Below are 18507 nucleotides of genomic sequence, written 5' to 3' on the forward strand. Positions count from 1 at the left end.
CAGAGGTGTCAGGTCTCCGCTGACGCCACCGCATGTTGTTGGCGGTCATGCACGGGGGCTACCATGGAATCACAGGGGGGGCGTAAGCCCACGCAGTCCGTTCCATTGCCGCTCGACGGAAGCGACAACGTGCGCCTTACAGGGGTACTGCTGGTCATGGTGCTTGTCCACGTGGCGCTCGTCAGCCACGGGATGCTTGCGGCCGGCATCGGCCCCGCGCTGGCTTCCATGGGCGTGCAATGCGTGGCCATCGCCGCCGTCATGGCGCGCCGTGGCCGCGACCCGAAGCCTTTGCACATGCCATGGTTGCTCCTCGCCGTGGCGGCCAGCCTGCAGGTGGCCTGGGCGGCCATCAACGTGCTCGCCACCGTGCTCAAGGACCAGGGTGGCTACCTCAGCGCGATCGGCGTGGTCTGCTCGGCGCTCTACATGATCCCGGCGATGCTGCTCCTCGTCCGGGCGCACGGACGCAGCGAACCCACACCGGTTCGGCTGCTCGACCTGGTCATGTCGTGCCTGGTCGGCGTGATGCTCTATGTGCTGATCACCCGCGCCATTCCCGGCGACTCCCCGGGGAACATAAGCGTGATCATCTGGCATGCGGACGCCATCGATTTTTCGATGGCCTTCATGGCCATCCTGCGCATGCTGGGCGCGCGCGGCCTGCGCCTGCGCTTCCTGTTCTTCGCGTCGGCCAGCTACCTGCTGGTCAATGCCATGGTGGCCGCCATCTACAACCGGATCGAACTCCAGGGCCTGCCGACCTGGATCACGCTGATGGTCGACCTGCCGTACGTCGCGCTCACCCTCGTGGTGGTCCGACGTCCGCCGCGGCTACTGCGTCGCTGGCGGCCCAGCATGCGCACGTCGCAAACGATCGCCTTCTTCGCACCCATCATGCTTTCCATCGGCGTATTGCTGCTGGGCATCAACGTCTCGCGCGTGGCCTTTGCGCCGGGCGTGGCGGTGGCGGCCGCGTCGGTGATCTTCTACGGGCTGCGCGTCGCCTTCATCCAGCACCAGCATCTGGATCTGCAGCGCGCCGCGCAGTTGGACAACGAATCGTTGCAGCACCAGGTGGGACGCGATCCACTCACCGGCATCGCCAATCGCACCACCATGGATGCGCGCCTGCGCGAGGCGCTGCAATCCAGCTGCGAAGGCCGCCTGCCCTGCTCGCTGCTGATGATCGATATCGATTATTTCAAGCAGTTCAACGACCGCCATGGCCATCTCGCAGGCGACGCCTGCCTGGTGAGCGTGGCAAGGGCCTTGACCACCAGCCTGTTCCGCAGCGGCGACTTGGTGGCCCGCTACGGCGGCGAGGAATTCGCCGTGGTGCTGGCCGACACGGGCCACGATGCCGCCGATGCCATCGCGCAGCGGCTGATCCTGGCAGTGGAGCGCCTGCATATTCCGCATGAAGGCAGCCCGCAGGGACGCCTCAGCGTGAGCATCGGCGTCGCCACCCAGCGGAAAGGCATGCGCACCGAGGCCGTCGACCTGATCGACGCGGCCGATCGCGCGCTCTACCGTGCCAAGAGCCTGGGCCGCAATCGCTATGAGGTCGCCGACGATGCCGATACCGCGCCGCGTGATCTGGCCTGACGCAATGACAGCGCACTCATTCATCCACACGAGAACTTCCATGCACCGATACGCACGACTGGCGCTGTGCCTGATGCTGTTGTTGACTGCCACCCTTTGCCAGGCACGCCCCGGCCCCGGCGACGTACCGCCCGATTACCTGGGCCGTGACCGCAACGGCAACGACGTGCACGTGTCCGACCTGCGCGGCAAGGTCGTGATCGTCACCTTCTGGGCGTCGTGGTGCGGCTACTGCATGAAGGAAATGCCGATACTCGCCGCGCTGCAGAAGATGAAGGGCGCGAACGACCTGGCCGTGGTCGGCGTCAGCCACGACGACGACCTGGACACTTTCAAAAAGATCCGCCGCAGTTGGAAAAGCCTGGACGTGATCCTGACCTTCGACGCCAAGGACCAGCACATCGCCAAACCCTACGGCGTCGACGGCATTCCGCACATGGTGATGATCGGGCGCGACGGTCGCGTCGCCGCGGTCCATGTGGGTTACGACGAAAGCATGCTGGATGCGATCCTCGCCGAAGTGGACGGCCTGCTGAGCCAGCCAGCGCCAGCCACGCCGGCCGCAGCGCCCTGAGCCGGACGGATTGCGGCTGATGTCAATTCTTGTCCGGTCGGACCGACGCCGGTAGGCTGGCGTTCCATCCTGCGCGCACGCCATGTCCGTCCGCTTCGCACACCTCCACCTGCACAGCGAGTACTCGCTGGTCGACTCGACCATCCGCATCAAGGGACTGGTCGACGCCTGCGTGCGCGCAGGCATTCCGGCAGTGGCGCTGACCGACGACAGCAACATGTTCGCGCTGGTGAAGTTCTACAAGGCCTGCAGCGCGGCCGGCATCAAGCCGATCGGGGGCGCGGACCTGTGGGTGAGCTCGCCGGACGATCCGCGTCCGTGGCGTCTCACCGTGTTCTGCCAGAACCACGAGGGCTACCTCAACCTGTCGCGCCTGGTGTCGCGCGCCTGGCGCGACGGCCAGCACAGCGGTCGCGCGATGGTCGACATGGCGTGGCTCACGCCGCAGGCGACGCATGGCCTGATCGCCATGATGGGACGCGAGAGCGAGGTCGGCCGCATCGCGGTGAACCAGGGCATCGACGCGGCGGCGGCACGGCTGCGCCCGTTCGCGCAGCAGATGGCTGATCGGCTCTACCTGGAACTCACCCGCACCGGTCGCGAAGGCGAGGAAAACTGGAACGCCGCTGCATTGGGGCTGGCCACCGAACTCGATCTGCCGGTGATCGCCAGCAACGACGTGCGCTTCCTCAAGCAGGGAGACTTCGAGTCTCATGAAGCGCGCGTGTGCATCAACCAGGGCCGCGTGCTGGCCGATCCCAAGCGCTCGCGCGACTACAGCAACCAGCAGTACCTGAAGTCGCCCGAGGAAATGGTGGCATTGTTCGCTGACGTTCCCGAAGCGCTGGAAAACACCCTCGAGCTGGCCAAGCGCTGCACGCTGGAACTGAACTTCGGCACCTACTACCTGCCCGATTTCCCGGTACCCGAAGGCCACGACCTGGCCAGCTATATCCGAGAGCTTTCCCGCGAAGGCCTGAAGGAGCGACTGGCGTTTGCCGGCGTCGCGCCCGGCCGCACGCAGGAGGAATACGAAACACGCCTGGAACGCGAGCTGGACGTCATCATCAAGATGGGCTTTCCCGGCTACTTCCTGATCGTGGCGGACTTCATCAACTGGGGTAAGCAGAACGGCATCCCGGTCGGCCCGGGACGTGGTTCGGGTGCGGGTTCGTTGGTCGCGTGGGTATTGAAGATCACCGACCTGGACCCGATCCAGTTCGACTTGCTGTTCGAGCGATTCCTCAACCCCGAACGCGTGTCGATGCCCGACTTCGACATCGACTTCTGCATGGATCGCCGCGACGAGGTGATCGACTACGTCGCACGCAAATACGGTCGCGACCACGTCAGCCAGATCATCACTTACGGCTCGATGGCGGCGAAGGCCGTGCTGCGCGATTCCGGTCGCGTGCTCGGCATGGGTTATAACCAGGTCGACCGCATCGCCAAGCTCATTCCCGCGCGACCGCTCGATCTCACGCTGCAATGCGCGCTGGGCCGCTCGGAGAAGGCCAAGAAAGAGCCCGATCGCATCGTCAAGGAATTCTGCGAGCTGTATGAGCAGGACGAGGAGGCGCGCACGCTGATCGACCTGGCGCTCAGCCTGGAAAGCCTCACGCGTGGCGTCGGCAAGCATGCCGGCGGTGTCGTCATCGGTCCCAGGCCGCTCACCGAATTCGCGCCGCTCTACTGCGAACCGGGTGGCGCGGGTGTAGTGACGCAATACGACAAGGACGACGTGGAAGCCGTCGGCCTGGTGAAGTTCGACTTCCTCGGCCTGCGTACGCTCACCATCATCGACTGGGCGGTGAAGGCCATCAACGCTCGCCGCGCGGCGAGCGGCGAGGAAGCGCTGGATATCTCGGCGCTGCCGCTGGACGATCCGGCGCCATACGAGTTGCTGAAAAAAGCGCAGACCGTGGCGGTGTTCCAGCTGGAATCCTCTGGCATGCAGCGCATGCTCAAGGACGCCAGGCCCGACCGCTTCGAGGACATCATCGCGCTGGTGGCCCTGTATCGCCCGGGCCCGATGGACCTGATCCCCAGCTTCGTGGCGCGCAAGCATGGTCGCGAGACGGTGGAGTATCCCGATCCCCGCGTCGAGCCGATCCTGAAAGAGACCTACGGCATCATGGTCTATCAGGAGCAGGTGATGCAGATGGCGCAGATCGTGGGCGGCTATTCGCTAGGCGGCGCCGACCTGCTGCGCCGCGCGATGGGCAAGAAGAAACTCGAGGAAATGGCGAAGGAACGCGCCAAGTTCCGCGAAGGCGCCGCCAAGGACGGGCTCACCGGCGACAAGGCCGACTCCATCTTCGACCTGATGGAAAAATTCGCCGGCTACGGCTTCAACAAGTCGCACGCTGCTGCCTATGCATTGGTGTCCTACCAGACTGCATGGCTGAAGGCGCACTACCCGGCCGAGTTCATGGCCGCGACGATTTCGTCGGACATGGACAACACCGACAAGGCGGTGACCTTCATCGAGGAATCCAAGGCGATCGGCCTGAAGGTCTTGCCGCCGGACGTGAACGCCTCGCAGTTCATGTTCGTCGCGGTGGAACCGAAGGTCATCCGCTACGGCCTCGGCGCGATCAAGGGCGTGGGCCAGGGCGCGTGCGAGGCGATTGCGGACGAGCACGCGCGCGGCGGCGACTACAAGGACCTCGCCGATTTCTGCCGCCGCGTCGATTCGACCAAGCTCAACCGCCGCGTGCTGGAAGCGCTGATCCTGTCCGGTTCGCTCGATGCGCTGGCGCCCAACCGCGCCAGCCTCATGGCGCAGTTGCCCAACGCCATGAAGGCCGCCGAGCAGCACCTGCGCAACGCGCAGAGCGGCCAGAACGACATGTTCGGCGCGATGATGGGAAGCACGGCCCCGGTAGTGGAAGTGGACCTGCCGGTCGTGGCCGACTGGCCGCTCGAGCAGTTGCTGCAAGGCGAGCGCGACACGCTAGGCCATTACCTTTCCGGCCATCCCACCGATCCGTGGAAGGAAGAACTGGCCCAGCTCTCCACCTGCCCGCTGGGCGAGATCGCCGACCGCTATCAGCCGCCCAAGCCGCGCAAGAACGACGACGGCGACAACAATCGCTTCCGCCGCGGCCCGGATACGCCGTGGACGGTGGCCGGCATGGTCACCGCTGTGCGCAAGCGCGGCGAAAGCGACGCCTTCGTCCGACTCGAAGACGGCACCGGCATCATCGAGGTGAGCTTCTTCGGCGAGCTGTACCAACAGGTCGCTCCGCTGCTGGTCCGCGACGAGTTGCTGGTGGTCGAAGGTGGCCTGCGCATCGACGATTTCTCCGGCGGCGGCTTCGCCCTGCGTGCCCGCAGCGCGCTGAGCCTTGGCGATGCCTGCCGCCGCTACGCCCGCTTGCTTCGTTTGAAACTGAATGGCGTCGGCCCCGGTTTCATCGACGACCTGCGCCGCGTCCTCGCCGGCTATCGCGGTGGACGTGCCAGCGTGGTTCTCTACGGCTATCACAATAAGAACGCCCAGGCCGACCTGGAACTGGGTGAGGACTGGCGAGTGGATGCCATTCCCGAGCTGCTGCGGGCCATCCGGGCGGTGCCTGGGGTGGAGGCGGCCAAGCTGCGTATCGTGAAGACGGATGACAGGCCGCGCGGCGACTGAATTATTAGAAGTGAGTTAAGAGAGTGAGAGAAAGCGGGCTGGCTCCCACTTCTCACGCTTCCCTCTGTTGTCCTTGGCTCTCCCATACGCCCCCGTTCCCGCGATTTTTCCCAGCCCGGTATACTGCCGCGCTTCCGTGTCTCAAACTGCATCGAATGAATCCCAACTTCCTCGATTTCGAACAACCGATCGCCGAACTGGACGCGAAGATTGAAGAGCTTCGCCATGCCAGCCACGGGCAGGCGTTCAACATCGACGAAGAAGTCGGCCGCCTGCGCGAGAAGCTGAAGCTCAAGACCAACGAGATCTTCCGCAACCTCACGCCGTGGCAGGTGACCCAGTTGTCGCGTCATCCGGGCCGCCCATACACGCTCGACTACATCAGCGTGATATGCGACGAATTCCACGAACTGGCCGGCGACCGCGCGTACGCGGACGACGCCGCCATCGTGGGCGGCCTGGGCCGCATCAACGGTCGTTCGGTGATGATCATCGGCCACCAGAAGGCACGCGACACCAAGGGCAAGGTGCGCCGCAATTTCGGCATGCCGCGTCCCGAGGGCTATCGCAAGGCACTGCGCCTGATGAAGATGGCCGAGCGCTTTGGCCTGCCGCTGTTCACGCTCATCGACACCCCGGGTGCCTATCCCGGCGTCGGCGCCGAGGAGCGCGGCCAGTCCGAGGCCATCGCGCGCAACCTGCTGGAAATGGCCGACCTCAAGACACCCATCATCTGCACGGTGATCGGCGAAGGCGGCTCCGGCGGCGCGCTCGCCATCGGCGTTGGCGACCGCACGGTGATGCTGCAGTACTCCACCTACTCGGTGATTTCGCCCGAAGGCTGCGCCTCCATCCTGTGGAAGAGCGCCGAGAAGGCCAAGGACGCTGCCGAAGCGCTGGGCCTCACCGCCCCCCGCCTGCTGGAGCTGGGCCTGGTCGACAAGGTCGTACGCGAGCCGTTGGGCGGTGCCCATCGCAACCCGCATTCGATGGCCGTGCGCCTGAAAGCCGTGCTGATGAACCAGCTCGACGAGCTGGAAGCGATGCCGACGGCCGACCTGCTGGAGCAACGCTACAAGCGCCTGCGCGGCTACGGCGCGTACATCGAATAACCCCGTCCCACGCGGCGTTGGCCTGTAGGAGCGCACCCTGTGCGCGATAAGCCTATCCGCCAAGGGGACGTCGCGAAGCAGTAAGGCCGCATCCCTTTCGTCCACTGGCGTCCACCGCCAGGCAACGCCACCCGCCTCACCGTCCGGTCACGCCACCGCGCTACCATCCACGGCATCGCCGCCAGGGAATCGCGACATGGCCACCGACAGCACCAAGCTCGCCGTCCTCATCGATGCGGACAACGCCCAACCAGCCATCGCCGAGGCACTGCTCGCCGAAGTGGCCAAGTACGGGACGGCGCACGTGAAGCGTGCGTACGGCGATTGGACGTCCAACCACTTGAAGAGCTGGAAGGAGCAACTGCTCACGCAGTCGATCCAGCCGATGCAGCAGTTCGGCTACACCAGCGGCAAGAACGCCACCGACTCGGCGATGATCATCGATGCGATGGACCTGCTCTATTCCGGACGTCTGGACGGTTTTTGCATCGTCTCCAGCGACAGCGACTTCACCCGGCTGGCCGCGCGCATCCGCGAGTCGGGGCTCATCGTGTATGGCTTCGGCGAGCGCAAGACACCCGATCCTTTCGTCGCCGCGTGCGACAAGTTCATCTACACCGACATCCTGGTGGCCAAACCCGATGAAGAGCAGCCGCTCAAGCCACGCACGGCGGCACAGCTGAAGCAGGATTCCAGCCTGGTGAACCTGCTGCGCAATGCCGTGGAAGCGGCCTCCGACGACGATGGCTGGGCAGCACTCGGTGGCGTGGGCTCCATCATCACCAAGCAGCGCCCCAACTTCGACGCGCGCAGCTACGGATATCACAAGCTCAGCGAACTGATCACCGCCACCACGCTGTTCGAGATAGATCGCCGCAGCCCTGGCGAGGGCCGGCCCAAGGTGATCTATGTGCGCAACAAGACGAAGAAATCGCCACCTCGTGAATAGGCTCGTCGACACCCTGCAACGGTCCCTGCGGGAACACCCACAAGGTTCGCTGTGCGTGGCCTACAGCGGCGGGCCCGACTCCACCGCACTCCTGCACGCGCTTGCCCAGCTGCCCGAAGCCCACGCACGCGGACTGCGCGCTTTGCATGTCGACCATGGGCTGCACGCACAGAGCCATGCATGGGCGACGCATTGCCGTGAACTCGCGCAGGAGTGGCGCATCCCGTGCATGGTGTTGCGCGTCGAAATCGATCACGCGCGCGGATACGGGCTCGAAGCGGCGGCACGCGACGCGCGTTATCGCGCCTTCGCCTTGTCGTTGCGCGATGGCGAACGCCTGCTGCTGGGGCATCATCGCGATGACCAGGCGGAAACCGTGCTGCTGAAACTGCTGCGCGGTGCCGGCCCGGAAGGTCTCGGCGGCATGCGAGCCATGCGTCCGTTGGGACAAGGCACGCTTTGGCGTCCGTTGCTGGACATGCCACGCGATGGGATGCGCCAGTATGTGCTGGACCACGGCCTGCCGTGCATCGAAGATCCATCGAACGGCGATCACCGGCTGTCGCGCAACTTCCTCCGCCACGAGATCCTTCCTCGCCTGAGCCAGCATTGGCCGCAGGCGGTGGACTCCATCGTGCACAGCGCTCGCCACAGCCGCGAGGCAACACTGGCTCTCGCGCAGCAGTGGCGCGCCGCCCTGACTGCCTTGCAAGACCCGACGACCGGCAGTCTCGATGCCCATGGCTGGCTGGCCCTCGCGCCCGCCCTGCGCCACCCGTTGCTGGACGAATGGCTGCATGCACGAGGCCTGCCGGCTCCGACCGCCGCACAGCGCGCACAGATCGAACGCCAGTGCGTCGCCCGTGACGGCCAGCTGCCACGCATTCGTTGGCCTGGTGCCGAACTCCACGTGTGGAAGGGACGGCTGTGGGCGCTACCGCCCCAACCATCCATCGACCCGCAATGGCAGGCGGCGTGGCATGGCGAACCCATCGCCCTGCCCGATGGCGGCAGCCTGAGCATGGAACCGGCCGCCGTGCTGGCCCAACCGCTGGAAATCCGCCTGCGCCGCGGTGGCGAACACCTGCGCCCCGCACGCAATCCTCACACGCGCGAACTGCGTGATCTCTTGCAGCAGAGCGGTATGCCTCCCTGGCGCCGCCTGGCGTGCCCGTTGCTGTACGCCGGTGACGAGTTGATCGGCGTGGGCGATCGCTGGCTGACCGCCCGTGGCGAGGCATTGCTGGGCGAAGCCAGGCCACGCTGGAGCCCGGCCTGGTAAGTAGCGCACTTGAACTGGTGGCAGGTGGAAGGCCACTGGGGTCGCGGTTTCTTCGCTCCGCAGGCTGTCGCGCACAGGGTGCGCTCCCACAAAAAAAGAAAAGGCGGGTGCGGTGAGCTCCCGTTTATTCCCCCTGTGGGGGGCGGCAGCGCATCAGCTTCCCTGCACCAGCTCGCCATGCACAACACGCTTCCGTACAACCGAAAACGGCGTGCCCCGATAGTGAAACTGTCCGCCACCCGGTCACGACGCCCCGACCTGCCTTACAAGAAAACACGATGCATATCGCACGCCAAGCGCGACTTTCCCCGCTCGCAGATTGATTCCGCACGCCCCCTGCGTTAGCTTTGCGGGCCATGGCCAAGTCCGCTCCCGTCCCCGCCAACAAGGCTCCCGCCGCCGATTTCGAGCACTCGCTGGACGAGCTCGAACAGCTTGTGGCGCGCATGGAAGGTGGCGACCTGAGCCTGGACGAATCCCTCGCCTCCTTCGAGCGCGGCATCGGCCTCTATCGCCATTGCCAGCAGGCACTGGAAAGTGCCGAGTTGCGCGTACGACTGCTGCTCGATCCCGATGCTCCTGAAAGCGCCGAACCGTTTGAACCCGAACTCTGATCTTGGTACGGCCCTCAAGTCGCTGATCGTGCGCGCCGATGAGGCGCTGGCCCGTTCGCTGCCTTCGGAAGACACCGCTCCCTTCGAACTGCACCGCGCCATGCGCTATGCAGTGCTCGGCGGGGGCAAGCGTCTGCGCCCCTTGCTGGTGTATGCCGCCGGGCACGCTTTCGGCGAGAACGGCTCCCGCCTGGATGCACCTGCCTGTGCCGTCGAGCTGATCCACGCCTACTCGCTGGTGCATGACGACCTCCCAGCGATGGACGATGACGCTTTGCGGCGTGGCCGGCCCACCTGTCACATCGTGTTCGGCGAGGCGATGGCAATCCTGGCCGGCGATGCCTTGCAGGCACTGGCCTTCGAGTTGCTTGCCCATGACGTGGCGCTGGGCGTCGATCCCGCGCGCTGCGTGGAGATGCTGCGCGTGCTGGGACGCGCCTGTGGTGCCGAAGGCATGGCTGGCGGCCAGGCGCTGGATCTCGCTGCGGTCGGCCGCCGGCTGACCCTGCCCGAACTGGAACACATGCACGCCTGCAAGACAGGGGCACTGATTCGCGCCTCCGTACAGCTGGGCGCACTCGCCGCCGGCGCGCCGGACGACGTGCTGGCCGCGCTCGACCGTTATGCGCATGCGGTAGGCCTGGCGTTCCAGGTGCGCGATGACATCCTCGACGTGGAAGGCGAGTCGGAAATCATCGGCAAGACTGCAGGCAAGGATGCGGCGGCGGACAAGCCGACGTTCCCTTCGATCATCGGCATGGATGCGTCGCGCGAACGCCTTGCCCAGTTGACCGCCGATGCGCTGGAAGCGATTGCGCCGTTGGGCGAACGGGGTGTGCTGCTGGAAGAACTGGCCGGGTACGCGGCGGCGCGGTTGCACTGACTGCTGACCGACCTGGGTTGCGGCGTCTTCGCTCCGCGACGTCCCCTGGGGGATAGGTTTTTCGCGCACTGGGTGCGCTCCTGCAGAGAACGCCGGGCGGCTGCCTCGGCTTGCGTGGGAGCCCACCCTGTGGGCGACTGCAGCGCTGCCCGACCACTCGCGGGATCGGTGTCACCCATAAGGCTCGCTCACACGATGCCGCGCGCGGGCATCGTCTTTCCAACGACGTGCCTGCTCGCGTCAACATGGGCCCCCGACAGGCGTTGAAGATAAACCTACGCCGTCGTCTCCCGCACATGAACAACTCGCCTTTCTCCCCCGTGCGTCTCGCCAGTGCCACCGTGCTCGGCTCGGTAATCGCGCTCGCTGCCTACGCCGCACCGCAAAAACCCGACTTCACCGGCGCCTGGCGCCTGGACGATCGCAACAGCGACACCACCGATACGTTGACGACCGCCATGCGCAATGAGGCACGGCAGGAACAGCAGGCGGCGATGGTGCAGGGTCCGGCACCGGCCTCCTCTTCCGCCGGTGCTGCGCCGGGCGGCCACGGCAATGGCGGTGGACGGCATGGGGGCGGCGCCATGGGTGGCGGAGCCGGAGGCATGGGTGGTGGTGGCATGGGGCACGGCGGCGGCATGGGCGGTGGCGGCCACGGCCATCATGGCAACGGCGACAACACCGGTGGCAAGGCCGCCGTGTCCGACAAGGACCCGATCGCCACGGCCACCTACCCGATGCCGCCGATGTTCAAGCTCGACTCGGTGCTGCTGGTGCAACAGGACGATCAGGCCTTTCAGGTGCGGCTCAACGACGGCAGCCAGATGACGGGCAAGCTTGACGGGCAGGCGCGCCAGTCGCTCAGCGGCAACGCCATGGTGCGCGGGCACATCGACAACGGACAGCTGCACGTATCGGTGCAGTACGCCGACGGCATGGAGCTGGAACAGACCTGGGCGCTGTCGCCGGACGGCCAGCAGATGATCGTCACCGGCGCCTGGAAGGTCCCCGCGCTGCAGCAGGCCGTCACCTTCAAACGCACCTACATCGGGCTGCATTGAAGAGCGGGAAAAGCAGTTAAGCGAAGCGAGAAGCAAGAGAGCCGAACTGACCGCCTTCTCTCACTTCTCACTCCTCATTTCCCGCTCGACCCTACTTGATCAGCCGCAGCGTGAACGGATAGCGGTAGCGCACGCCTTCGTTGGCGCGAATGCCCGCGATGATGGTGAACACCAGCCAGCCCACGCCGACCACGATGCCCACGGGAATGGCGATGAACACGCCCAGCCCGAAAGTGATCAGCGTCAACAGCATCAGCGCGAAACCGATGATGGCCACGGTGATGTTGAAGTTCAGCGCTTCCTTGGCCTGATCGTTGACGAAGGGCATGGTGTCCTTCTTGACCAGCCAGATGATCAGCGGCCCGAGGAAGCAGCCCCAGCCAAACCAGGCGCCGGTGATGATGCATCCGAGCAACGAGGAAAGATGGGCGAAGAGTGCCCATTGACGCTCATCGGCGGCAGGCATGTCGGTAGGGCCTGCGGGGCCAGCTGACGGCGGCGGTACGACGGATTCGGGGGGAACGCTCATGCGAACTTCTCCTGGTCGTAGAAGCCTGACTTCGCGACTGGTTGTAGGCCAGTCGCGATCATCCTAGCAAGCGAACGCCGCTTTTGCCGCTACCGGAAGACCTACTCGCCGGCGATGGTCATCTGTTCCAGCAGGATCGAGCCGGTGAGTACGTGCGAGCGGGGATCCACGTCCGCGCCCACGGCCACGATGTTGGCATACATGTCGCGCAGGTTCGCCGCGATGGTGATCTCTTCCACCGGGTAGGCGATCTGCCCGTTTTCCACCCAGAACCCGGCCGCGCCGCGCGAGTAGTCGCCCGTGATGGTGGACACGCCCTGCCCCATCACCTCGGTCACCAGCAGCCCGGTACCCATGCGGCGGAGCATGCCCTCGAAGTCGTCCTGGCCCGGTTCCACGACCAGGTTGTGGATGCCGCCCGCGTTGCCGGTCGACTCCAGCCCCAGCTTGCGTGCCGAATAGCTGCCGAGCACGTAGCGCGCCAGCACGCCGTCCTTGATCAGTGCACTGTCACGGGTAGCCACGCCCTCGGCATCGAACACCCCCGAACCCTGACCGCGCATCAGCAACGGGCGCTCGATGACGTTGAACCAGGACGGCATGATCTGCTTGCCGGCATGATCGAGCAGGAAGCTGGCGCGGCGATACAACGCGCCGCCGCTGACGGCACCTACGAGGTGTCCGATAAGCCCACGCGCCACCTCCGGCGCGAACATCACCGGGCACTGGCGCGTGAACAGCCGCCGCGCGCCCATGCGTGCCAGCGTGCGCTGTGCTGCCTTGTCGCCCAGCTCGCGGGCGCTCATGAAGTCGTCCGCCGAGCGCACGCTGTCATACCAGTAATCGCGCTGCATGCCCTCGTCGTCGCCGGCAATCAGGGACAGCGACAGCGAATGGCGCGTGCCGCGCTCGCGCCCCATGAAGCCGTGCGAGTTGGCGTAGACGGCGAGGCTTTCACCCATCTGTACGCTGGCTCCATCCGAATTGGTGATGCCGGCGTGCGCACGGCCCGCGTCTTCCACCTGCTTGCCCAACGCAATGGCGCCGTCGGTGTCGATGCGCCAGGGATGCCACAGGTCCAGGTCGGGGAACTGCGTGGCCATGCGCGAGGCGTCGGCCAGCCCGGAGGCGTCATCTTCCTCGGTGAAGCGCGCGATGGCGCAGGCCTGGTCCAGGGTGGCCTGGATGGAATCGGGGTTGAGGTCGGCCGTGCTGGCCGACCCCTTGCGCTTGCCGAAATACACAGTGAGGCCGAAACCGCGGTCGCGTGTGTGCTCGACCGTCTCCACCTCGCCCAGGCGCACGTTCACGTTCAGCCCGGTATCGATGCTGGCGGCCACTTCGGCCTGGCTGGCGCCGGCGGCGCGGGCGCGGCGGATCACGTCCTCCGCCAGTTGGGCTAGTCGATCGAGTTCCTCAAGGCTGCGGTCCTGGGTGATGCTGAGTTCGGTCACGCGTGAAATTCCTGCAACAGAGTCTGGTTCGTGCCTTCCTGTAGCCCGCGCCGGGAGCTGTTTGCTTGCCTGCCAAGGAAGAGCGAGGGAGTGTATGTCAATACACGACTAAGGGATGACGCCGGCTGGCGGGCAAACAGACCCGGCCCGCAGGGTTGGCCGCCCAAAGCGCCCATGCAAGCGCACGAGGCTTGAGCTGACAGCCAGTCAGGCGCTGCGCCCCGGAACACTCGCATGGGCGCTTTGGGCGGCGAACGCGGGCCACAAGAAGGCACGAACCAGACTCCGGTAACGGGTAGAATACGCGGTCCTACCCGCGCCGCTCCCGAAATGGGGGTGGCGTGGCCGATTGCAAAGAGCGTTTGCGGAGATCAGCCCATGTCACCGGCAGCCGGCATCTACCGCCACTACAAAGGCCAGCGCTATCGCGTCCTGGGCACCGCCCGGCATAGCGAGACGATGGAGGAACTAGTGGTCTACCAGGCGCTCTACGGCGATTTCGGGCTGTGGGTGCGCCCTGCCGTCATGTTCTGTGAAACCGTGGAACTGGACGGCGAGCCGATCCCCCGCTTTGCGCTGGAACAGGCCGAGCCCAATCCGTTCGAACACGCCGGCGCCGCGCACTGACGCGTCGCCGGCCCGCTGGAAACTCCCGTGAAGCGTACCTACACCCACGATCCCGATCATGACTACGGCCCCACCCGCACCCAGCAGCGCCGCGATGCGCTGGCCGTGCTGGCGCTGGCCAACCAATTGATCGAACTGCCCGCATCGAAGCTGGCCAAACTCGAACTGCCCGAAGACGTGCAGCGCGAGATCGCCACCACCCGCCGCATCACCGCGCATATCGCACGCAAGCGCCAGCTCGCGTTCCTGGCCAAGGTCATGCGTCGGCACGACACCGCCGTGTTCGACGGCGTGCGCGCAGCGCTGGGTGAAAACCGCGAAAAGCAGCGTCAGGAAACGGCTGCCATGCACCGCATGGAAACTGTGCGTGAGCGGCTGCTGGAGAACACCGACGAAGCGATGGGCGCGCTCATCGCCGAGTATCCCGGCGTGGATCGCCAGCACCTGCGTTCGCTGGTGCGCCAGGCCAAGGTGGAGAAGGATGGCAACAAGCCGCCGCGCGCGTATCGCGAGATTTATCAGTTGCTGAAGCAGCTGGCCTCGGGTGGCGACAGCGATGAAGTTGCGGATGAAGCTGGCGACGATCTGCCGGACGAAGCGGAAGACTGAGGCGAACCGATCGCGCACCGGGTGCGCTCCTGCAACGGAGCAGGCTTCTGTGGGAGCGCACCTGGTGCGCGATCCGGGCTACTTCACGCATCCACCGCGCGAAACCGCGAACACCCATCCCCCGGCGACACCCACGCATCGTGCACCTCGCACAGCGCGCTCGCTGCGATGCTCGCGCCATACGCCGAACCGAACGACACCATGCCCGGCACGCGCCGTTCGATCTCGCTCCGATCTTCGCGACGGAAACGGCAATGCGCGCAGCAGGCCTCGCGCTGGTCGGCCACCGCGCTCATCCGCCCAGGCCGTTCCAGTAGTCGGCGAAGACGTGCACCGACAGCACGTAGCCGATCACGATGTTGACGGCCACGCCGGCGGTGAAAGCCACGAAGGGTTTCCAGCCGATGGCAGCAAGTGAACGCAGGCGCGTGGTGAGACCAATGCTGAGGAAGCAGAACGTGAAGGCCCAGGTGCGCAATGCGCTGATCGGCGCAACCAGATCCGGCGTGACGACCTTCCGATAGTCCGCCAGCGAGTAGTGACTCGCGATCCAGGTGACCAGCGCGGAGGCCAGCACGAAGCCAATCACGAACTTGGGAAAGCGCGCCCAGATCTCGCGCGCATCGGCCTTCGCCTGCACGCCGTCGTCGCTGTTCCAACGCGTCGTGGCCACCCACGCCAGCACGAAGGCCCAGATGCCGATCCAGATATCGCGCCCCACCACCTTCATCAGGGTGAACGCCTGCACGGCAGCATCCGGCGCACCAGCGATGGCGCCACCCGCGTTGCGCGCGACATCCCCATAAGCCTGTGCTGCTGCGATGCCTGCGGCGTCAGCGAACTCGGACGTGCCGATCCACGCGCCGGCCACCGCCGTGGACAGCCCCAGCGCACGCGACGCGAACGGCAGCACGAAAATCATCACGATGGCCCACACCACGACCAGCGCAATGGCGACCGACGTCTGCTCGCGTTTCGCCCGCACCGCGCCACCGGCGGCGATGGAGGCAGACACTCCGCATACCGCGCCGCCCACGCCCAGTACCGCCGCGAAACGCTTGTCCAAACCCAGCGCCTTGCCCGTCAGGAAGATCACGAAAAACGTGGCGAGCGAAACAATGGTGGCCTGCCCCACGGCCACCGGACCGGCCCACACCAGCAGGGTCAACGGCAGCGTGGCGCCTAGCAGCACGATGCCGACCTTGATGTAGAACTCCACCCGCAGGCCGGACTGGAACCATTCGGGCAACGCCACCGTATTGGAGACCAGCAGCCCCGGCACCAGCGCGATCAGCGGCGCCTCAAGGTTGTAGCGCGCCGCCTCGGTCCAGGCCGATGCCGTGAAGATCAGCAGCGAAGCGACGAACAGGATCAGGAAGCTGGGCAGGAAGCGCGACAACGACTGCCCAAGCAAGGCCAACGCGGTGCCGAACAGCAAGGCAAACGTCGCGAACAGCGCCAGGTAGTTCGGCGCATGGGTTGCGATGCCCTGCCACGCGTCCGCCAGCGTCTTCCATTTCGCCGGCGCCACCGCCAGCCACTTGAGGCTGCTGCCGTTGGCGAACAACGCCCAGGCCACCACGATGACAGCCAAGCCGATCCACACTGACCACCAGTCTTCGTTGGAGAAGGCACCCCTGCGCTCCTGGCGCACAGCGGCATTCTCGGATGGCCTGGCCGATGCCGGCAGAATGCGCGTCACCTCGCTCATCGCGTCGCCCTCTTGGTAAGCATGAGGTTATGGACGTCTATACGTCCGGAAATCACACTTTCCCTGCCTGAATGGCATAAGCGAAATGAGCTTTTGTTCTATCGATATGCAGGTTTTGATCACTGGATGACAGCCACAACCTGGCGGCTCGCGAAAGCCCCTCTCCCGCTGGCGACCCGAAGGTAGTCCCTGTGGAGTGAGGGGTTGGGGCGAGCCACCTGAAGGTGGTAAAGGTGCGGAGCTTGCCTGGGCGTGAATGGCCACGCTCCGCACGCACCCTCATCCGCCTGCCGGCCCGTCGGAGAAGGGCCGCTACGTTACAAGCAGCGCTTCAGCCGCCTCACGACGCCGTCCCACCCACTGTCATCGCATCCACCTTGAGCGTCGGCTGGCCCACGCCTACGGGAACGCTCTGGCCGTCCTTGCCGCACACGCCCACGCCCTCGTCCAGCGCCAGATCGTTGCCGATCATGGAGACGCGATTGAGTACTTCCGGGCCGGCGCCGATCAGGGTGGCGCCCTTCACCGGACGAGTGATCTTGCCGTCTTCGATCAGGTAGGCCTCGCTGGCGGAGAACACGAACTTGCCGTTGGTGATGTCCACCTGGCCGCCGCCGAAGTTCACCGCGTACAGGCCCTTCTTCACCGAGCGGATGATCTCCTGCGGATCGTGCTGGCCGGCGAGCATGTAGGTGTTGGTCATGCGCGGCATCGGCAGCTGCGCGAACGATTCGCGGCGGCCGTTGCCGGTGGGCGCCACGCCCATCAGGCGGGCATTGAGCTTGTCCTGCATGTAGCCCTTGAGGATGCCGTCCTCGATAAGCGTGGTGCATTCGGTGGGCGTGCCTTCGTCGTCCACGCTGAGCGACCCGCGGCGACCCTGCAGGGTGCCGTCGTCCACCACGGTGACGCCGGGCGCCGCCACGCGCTGGCCGATGCGGCCGGCAAAGGCGGAGCTGCCCTTGCGGTTGAAGTCGCCTTCCAGGCCGTGGCCAATTGCCTCGTGCAGCAGTACGCCCGGCCAACCGGGACCGAGCACCACCGCCATGCTGCCGGCCGGTGCATCCACCGCCTCCAGGTTCACCAGTGCACCGCGAACCGCTTCATCGGCAAACGCCATGGCGCGACCGTTCTCCATCAGCTCGCGATAGCCATAGCGGCCACCGCCGCCCGCACTGCCCTGCTCGCGACGGCCGTTCTGCTCGACGATGACCTGCACGTTCAGTCGCACCAGCGGGCGCACGTCCGCCGCGAGGGTGCCGTCGGAACCCGCGACCAGCACGGTATCCATGGTGGCGGCCAGGCTCACGATCACCTGCTTCACGCGCGGATCGCGCGAGCGCGCATAGGCGTCCACTTCGCGCAGCAGGGCGATCTTGTCGGGATTGGGCAGGCTTTCCACCGGGTCGATGGCCGGATACAACTGCCGCGCACCGTTCAGCGCAAGCGGCTTGCCTGCGCCGTTGCCGCCCTGCGCGATGGCGCGCGCGGCCTTGGAGGCTTCCAGCAGCTGCGGCAGCACGATCTCGTCGGAATAGGCAAAGCCGGTCTTCTCGCCACTGATGGCGCGCACGCCCACGCCCTGCTCGATAGAGTGGCTGCCGTCCTTGACGATGCCTTCCTCCAGCAACCACGACTCGCTGCGCGAATGCTGGAAATACAGGTCGGCGGCGTCGATGGACGGGCCCATCAACTGGTTGAACACGCGGTCGAGGTCGGTGGCGGCCAGGCCGCCCGGCGCCAGCAGGCGGCGTTCGGCCTGCGCGATCAGTGAATCCATGAAGTCTTGGCCATCGGTAAAGAGAGGGGACTTTAACAAGGTGGGGCCAGCCGGAGGGGTTTAAAGCCTGATGG

At 65.8% G+C, this 18507-nt stretch carries 16 protein-coding genes; 11 read left to right on the top strand and 5 right to left on the bottom strand.

All coding sequences use genetic code 11. The annotated features are described in order from the left end of the window. Positions 1 to 129: 129 nt before the first annotated feature. The 9 genes from VFG49_RS13435 to VFG49_RS13475 all read left to right on the top strand — a co-directional run bounded on the left by VFG49_RS13435 (position 130) and on the right by VFG49_RS13475 (position 11723). Entirely contained in the window at positions 130 to 1608 is a 1479-nt protein-coding gene (locus VFG49_RS13435; RefSeq protein WP_324861299.1) for a GGDEF domain-containing protein, read from the top strand. A 40-nt stretch (positions 1609 to 1648) separates the two neighbouring features. Next, entirely contained in the window at positions 1649 to 2182 is a 534-nt protein-coding gene (locus VFG49_RS13440) for a TlpA disulfide reductase family protein (RefSeq protein ID WP_324861301.1), read from the top strand. A gap of 82 nt (positions 2183 to 2264) precedes the next feature. Next, positions 2265 to 5822 (top strand): DNA polymerase III subunit alpha, encoded by a 3558-nt coding sequence (dnaE, locus tag VFG49_RS13445; RefSeq protein ID WP_324861302.1) that lies wholly within the window; start codon positions 2265 to 2267, stop codon positions 5820 to 5822. A 155-nt stretch (positions 5823 to 5977) separates the two neighbouring features. Then, positions 5978 to 6934, top strand: a complete 957-nt coding sequence (locus VFG49_RS13450; protein ID WP_324861304.1) for an acetyl-CoA carboxylase carboxyltransferase subunit alpha — start codon at positions 5978 to 5980, stop codon at positions 6932 to 6934. Positions 6935 to 7130: 196 nt separating this feature from the next. Continuing rightward, positions 7131 to 7883, top strand: coding sequence for an NYN domain-containing protein (locus VFG49_RS13455; protein ID WP_324861307.1), 753 nt, complete (start codon positions 7131 to 7133; stop codon positions 7881 to 7883). Beyond that, positions 7876 to 9165: a tRNA lysidine(34) synthetase TilS gene (gene tilS / locus VFG49_RS13460; RefSeq protein ID WP_324861309.1), complete on the top strand. Its 1290-nt coding sequence runs from the start codon at positions 7876 to 7878 to the stop codon at positions 9163 to 9165. The genes VFG49_RS13455 and tilS overlap by 8 nt, the downstream gene beginning before the upstream one ends. A gap of 356 nt (positions 9166 to 9521) precedes the next feature. Then, entirely contained in the window at positions 9522 to 9779 is a 258-nt protein-coding gene (locus VFG49_RS13465; RefSeq protein WP_324861310.1) for an exodeoxyribonuclease VII small subunit, read from the top strand. Next, entirely contained in the window at positions 9763 to 10662 is a 900-nt protein-coding gene (locus tag VFG49_RS13470) for a farnesyl diphosphate synthase (RefSeq protein WP_324861312.1), read from the top strand. Before VFG49_RS13465 ends, VFG49_RS13470 begins: the two co-directional genes overlap by 17 nt. Positions 10663 to 10958: 296 nt before the next feature. Beyond that, a complete protein-coding gene (locus VFG49_RS13475) occupies positions 10959 to 11723 on the top strand; it encodes a hypothetical protein (protein WP_324861314.1) in 765 nt (254 codons plus the stop codon). A gap of 91 nt (positions 11724 to 11814) precedes the next feature. Here VFG49_RS13475 and VFG49_RS13480 read toward each other — a convergent pair whose 3' ends face one another. Next, positions 11815 to 12252: a DUF4870 domain-containing protein gene (locus tag VFG49_RS13480; protein ID WP_324861316.1), complete on the bottom strand. Its 438-nt coding sequence runs from the start codon at positions 12250 to 12252 to the stop codon at positions 11815 to 11817. Positions 12253 to 12353: 101 nt separating this feature from the next. Beyond that, positions 12354 to 13706: a metalloprotease PmbA gene (pmbA, locus tag VFG49_RS13485; protein WP_324861318.1), complete on the bottom strand. Its 1353-nt coding sequence runs from the start codon at positions 13704 to 13706 to the stop codon at positions 12354 to 12356. Between the two features lie 378 nt (positions 13707 to 14084). Here pmbA and VFG49_RS13490 point away from each other — a divergent pair, with 378 nt between their 5' ends. Beyond that, positions 14085 to 14333 carry a DUF1653 domain-containing protein gene (locus VFG49_RS13490; RefSeq protein ID WP_324861321.1) on the top strand — a complete coding sequence of 83 codons (249 nt, stop codon included), beginning with the start codon at positions 14085 to 14087 and terminating at the stop codon, positions 14331 to 14333. A gap of 27 nt (positions 14334 to 14360) precedes the next feature. Beyond that, positions 14361 to 14942 (top strand): ribosome biogenesis factor YjgA, encoded by a 582-nt coding sequence (gene yjgA, locus VFG49_RS13495; protein ID WP_324861323.1) that lies wholly within the window; start codon positions 14361 to 14363, stop codon positions 14940 to 14942. 83 nt (positions 14943 to 15025) lie between these two features. Here yjgA and VFG49_RS13500 read toward each other — a convergent pair whose 3' ends face one another. The 3 genes from VFG49_RS13500 to tldD form a co-directional block, all read right to left on the bottom strand. After that, positions 15026 to 15238, bottom strand: coding sequence for a hypothetical protein (locus VFG49_RS13500; protein WP_324861325.1), 213 nt, complete (start codon positions 15236 to 15238; stop codon positions 15026 to 15028). Then, positions 15235 to 16653: a YeiH family protein gene (locus VFG49_RS13505; protein ID WP_324861327.1), complete on the bottom strand. Its 1419-nt coding sequence runs from the start codon at positions 16651 to 16653 to the stop codon at positions 15235 to 15237. Before VFG49_RS13505 ends, VFG49_RS13500 begins: the two co-directional genes overlap by 4 nt. A gap of 340 nt (positions 16654 to 16993) precedes the next feature. Beyond that, the gene (gene tldD / locus VFG49_RS13510; RefSeq protein ID WP_324861329.1) at positions 16994 to 18433 is read right to left on the bottom strand and encodes a metalloprotease TldD; all 1440 of its coding nucleotides are present in this window, start codon (positions 18431 to 18433) and stop codon (positions 16994 to 16996) included. Positions 18434 to 18507: the final 74 nt, after the last annotated feature.

It is taken from the genome of Dyella sp., assembly GCF_035685885.1.
Classification (GTDB): domain Bacteria; phylum Pseudomonadota; class Gammaproteobacteria; order Xanthomonadales; family Rhodanobacteraceae; genus Dyella.

Coding starts and splice junctions, on each gene's coding strand:
- VFG49_RS13465 (WP_324861310.1), top strand. CDS start 9,522: ATGGCCAAGTCCGCTCCCGTCCCCGCCAACAAGGCTCCCGCCGCCGAT.
- VFG49_RS13450 (WP_324861304.1), top strand. CDS start 5,978: ATGAATCCCAACTTCCTCGATTTCGAACAACCGATCGCCGAACTGGAC.
- dnaE (WP_324861302.1), top strand. CDS start 2,265: ATGTCCGTCCGCTTCGCACACCTCCACCTGCACAGCGAGTACTCGCTG.
- VFG49_RS13440 (WP_324861301.1), top strand. CDS start 1,649: ATGCACCGATACGCACGACTGGCGCTGTGCCTGATGCTGTTGTTGACT.
- VFG49_RS13505 (WP_324861327.1), bottom strand. CDS start 16,653: ATGAGCGAGGTGACGCGCATTCTGCCGGCATCGGCCAGGCCATCCGAG.
- VFG49_RS13490 (WP_324861321.1), top strand. CDS start 14,085: ATGTCACCGGCAGCCGGCATCTACCGCCACTACAAAGGCCAGCGCTAT.
- VFG49_RS13455 (WP_324861307.1), top strand. CDS start 7,131: ATGGCCACCGACAGCACCAAGCTCGCCGTCCTCATCGATGCGGACAAC.
- tldD (WP_324861329.1), bottom strand. CDS start 18,433: ATGGATTCACTGATCGCGCAGGCCGAACGCCGCCTGCTGGCGCCGGGC.
- VFG49_RS13500 (WP_324861325.1), bottom strand. CDS start 15,238: ATGAGCGCGGTGGCCGACCAGCGCGAGGCCTGCTGCGCGCATTGCCGT.
- VFG49_RS13480 (WP_324861316.1), bottom strand. CDS start 12,252: ATGAGCGTTCCCCCCGAATCCGTCGTACCGCCGCCGTCAGCTGGCCCC.
- VFG49_RS13475 (WP_324861314.1), top strand. CDS start 10,959: ATGAACAACTCGCCTTTCTCCCCCGTGCGTCTCGCCAGTGCCACCGTG.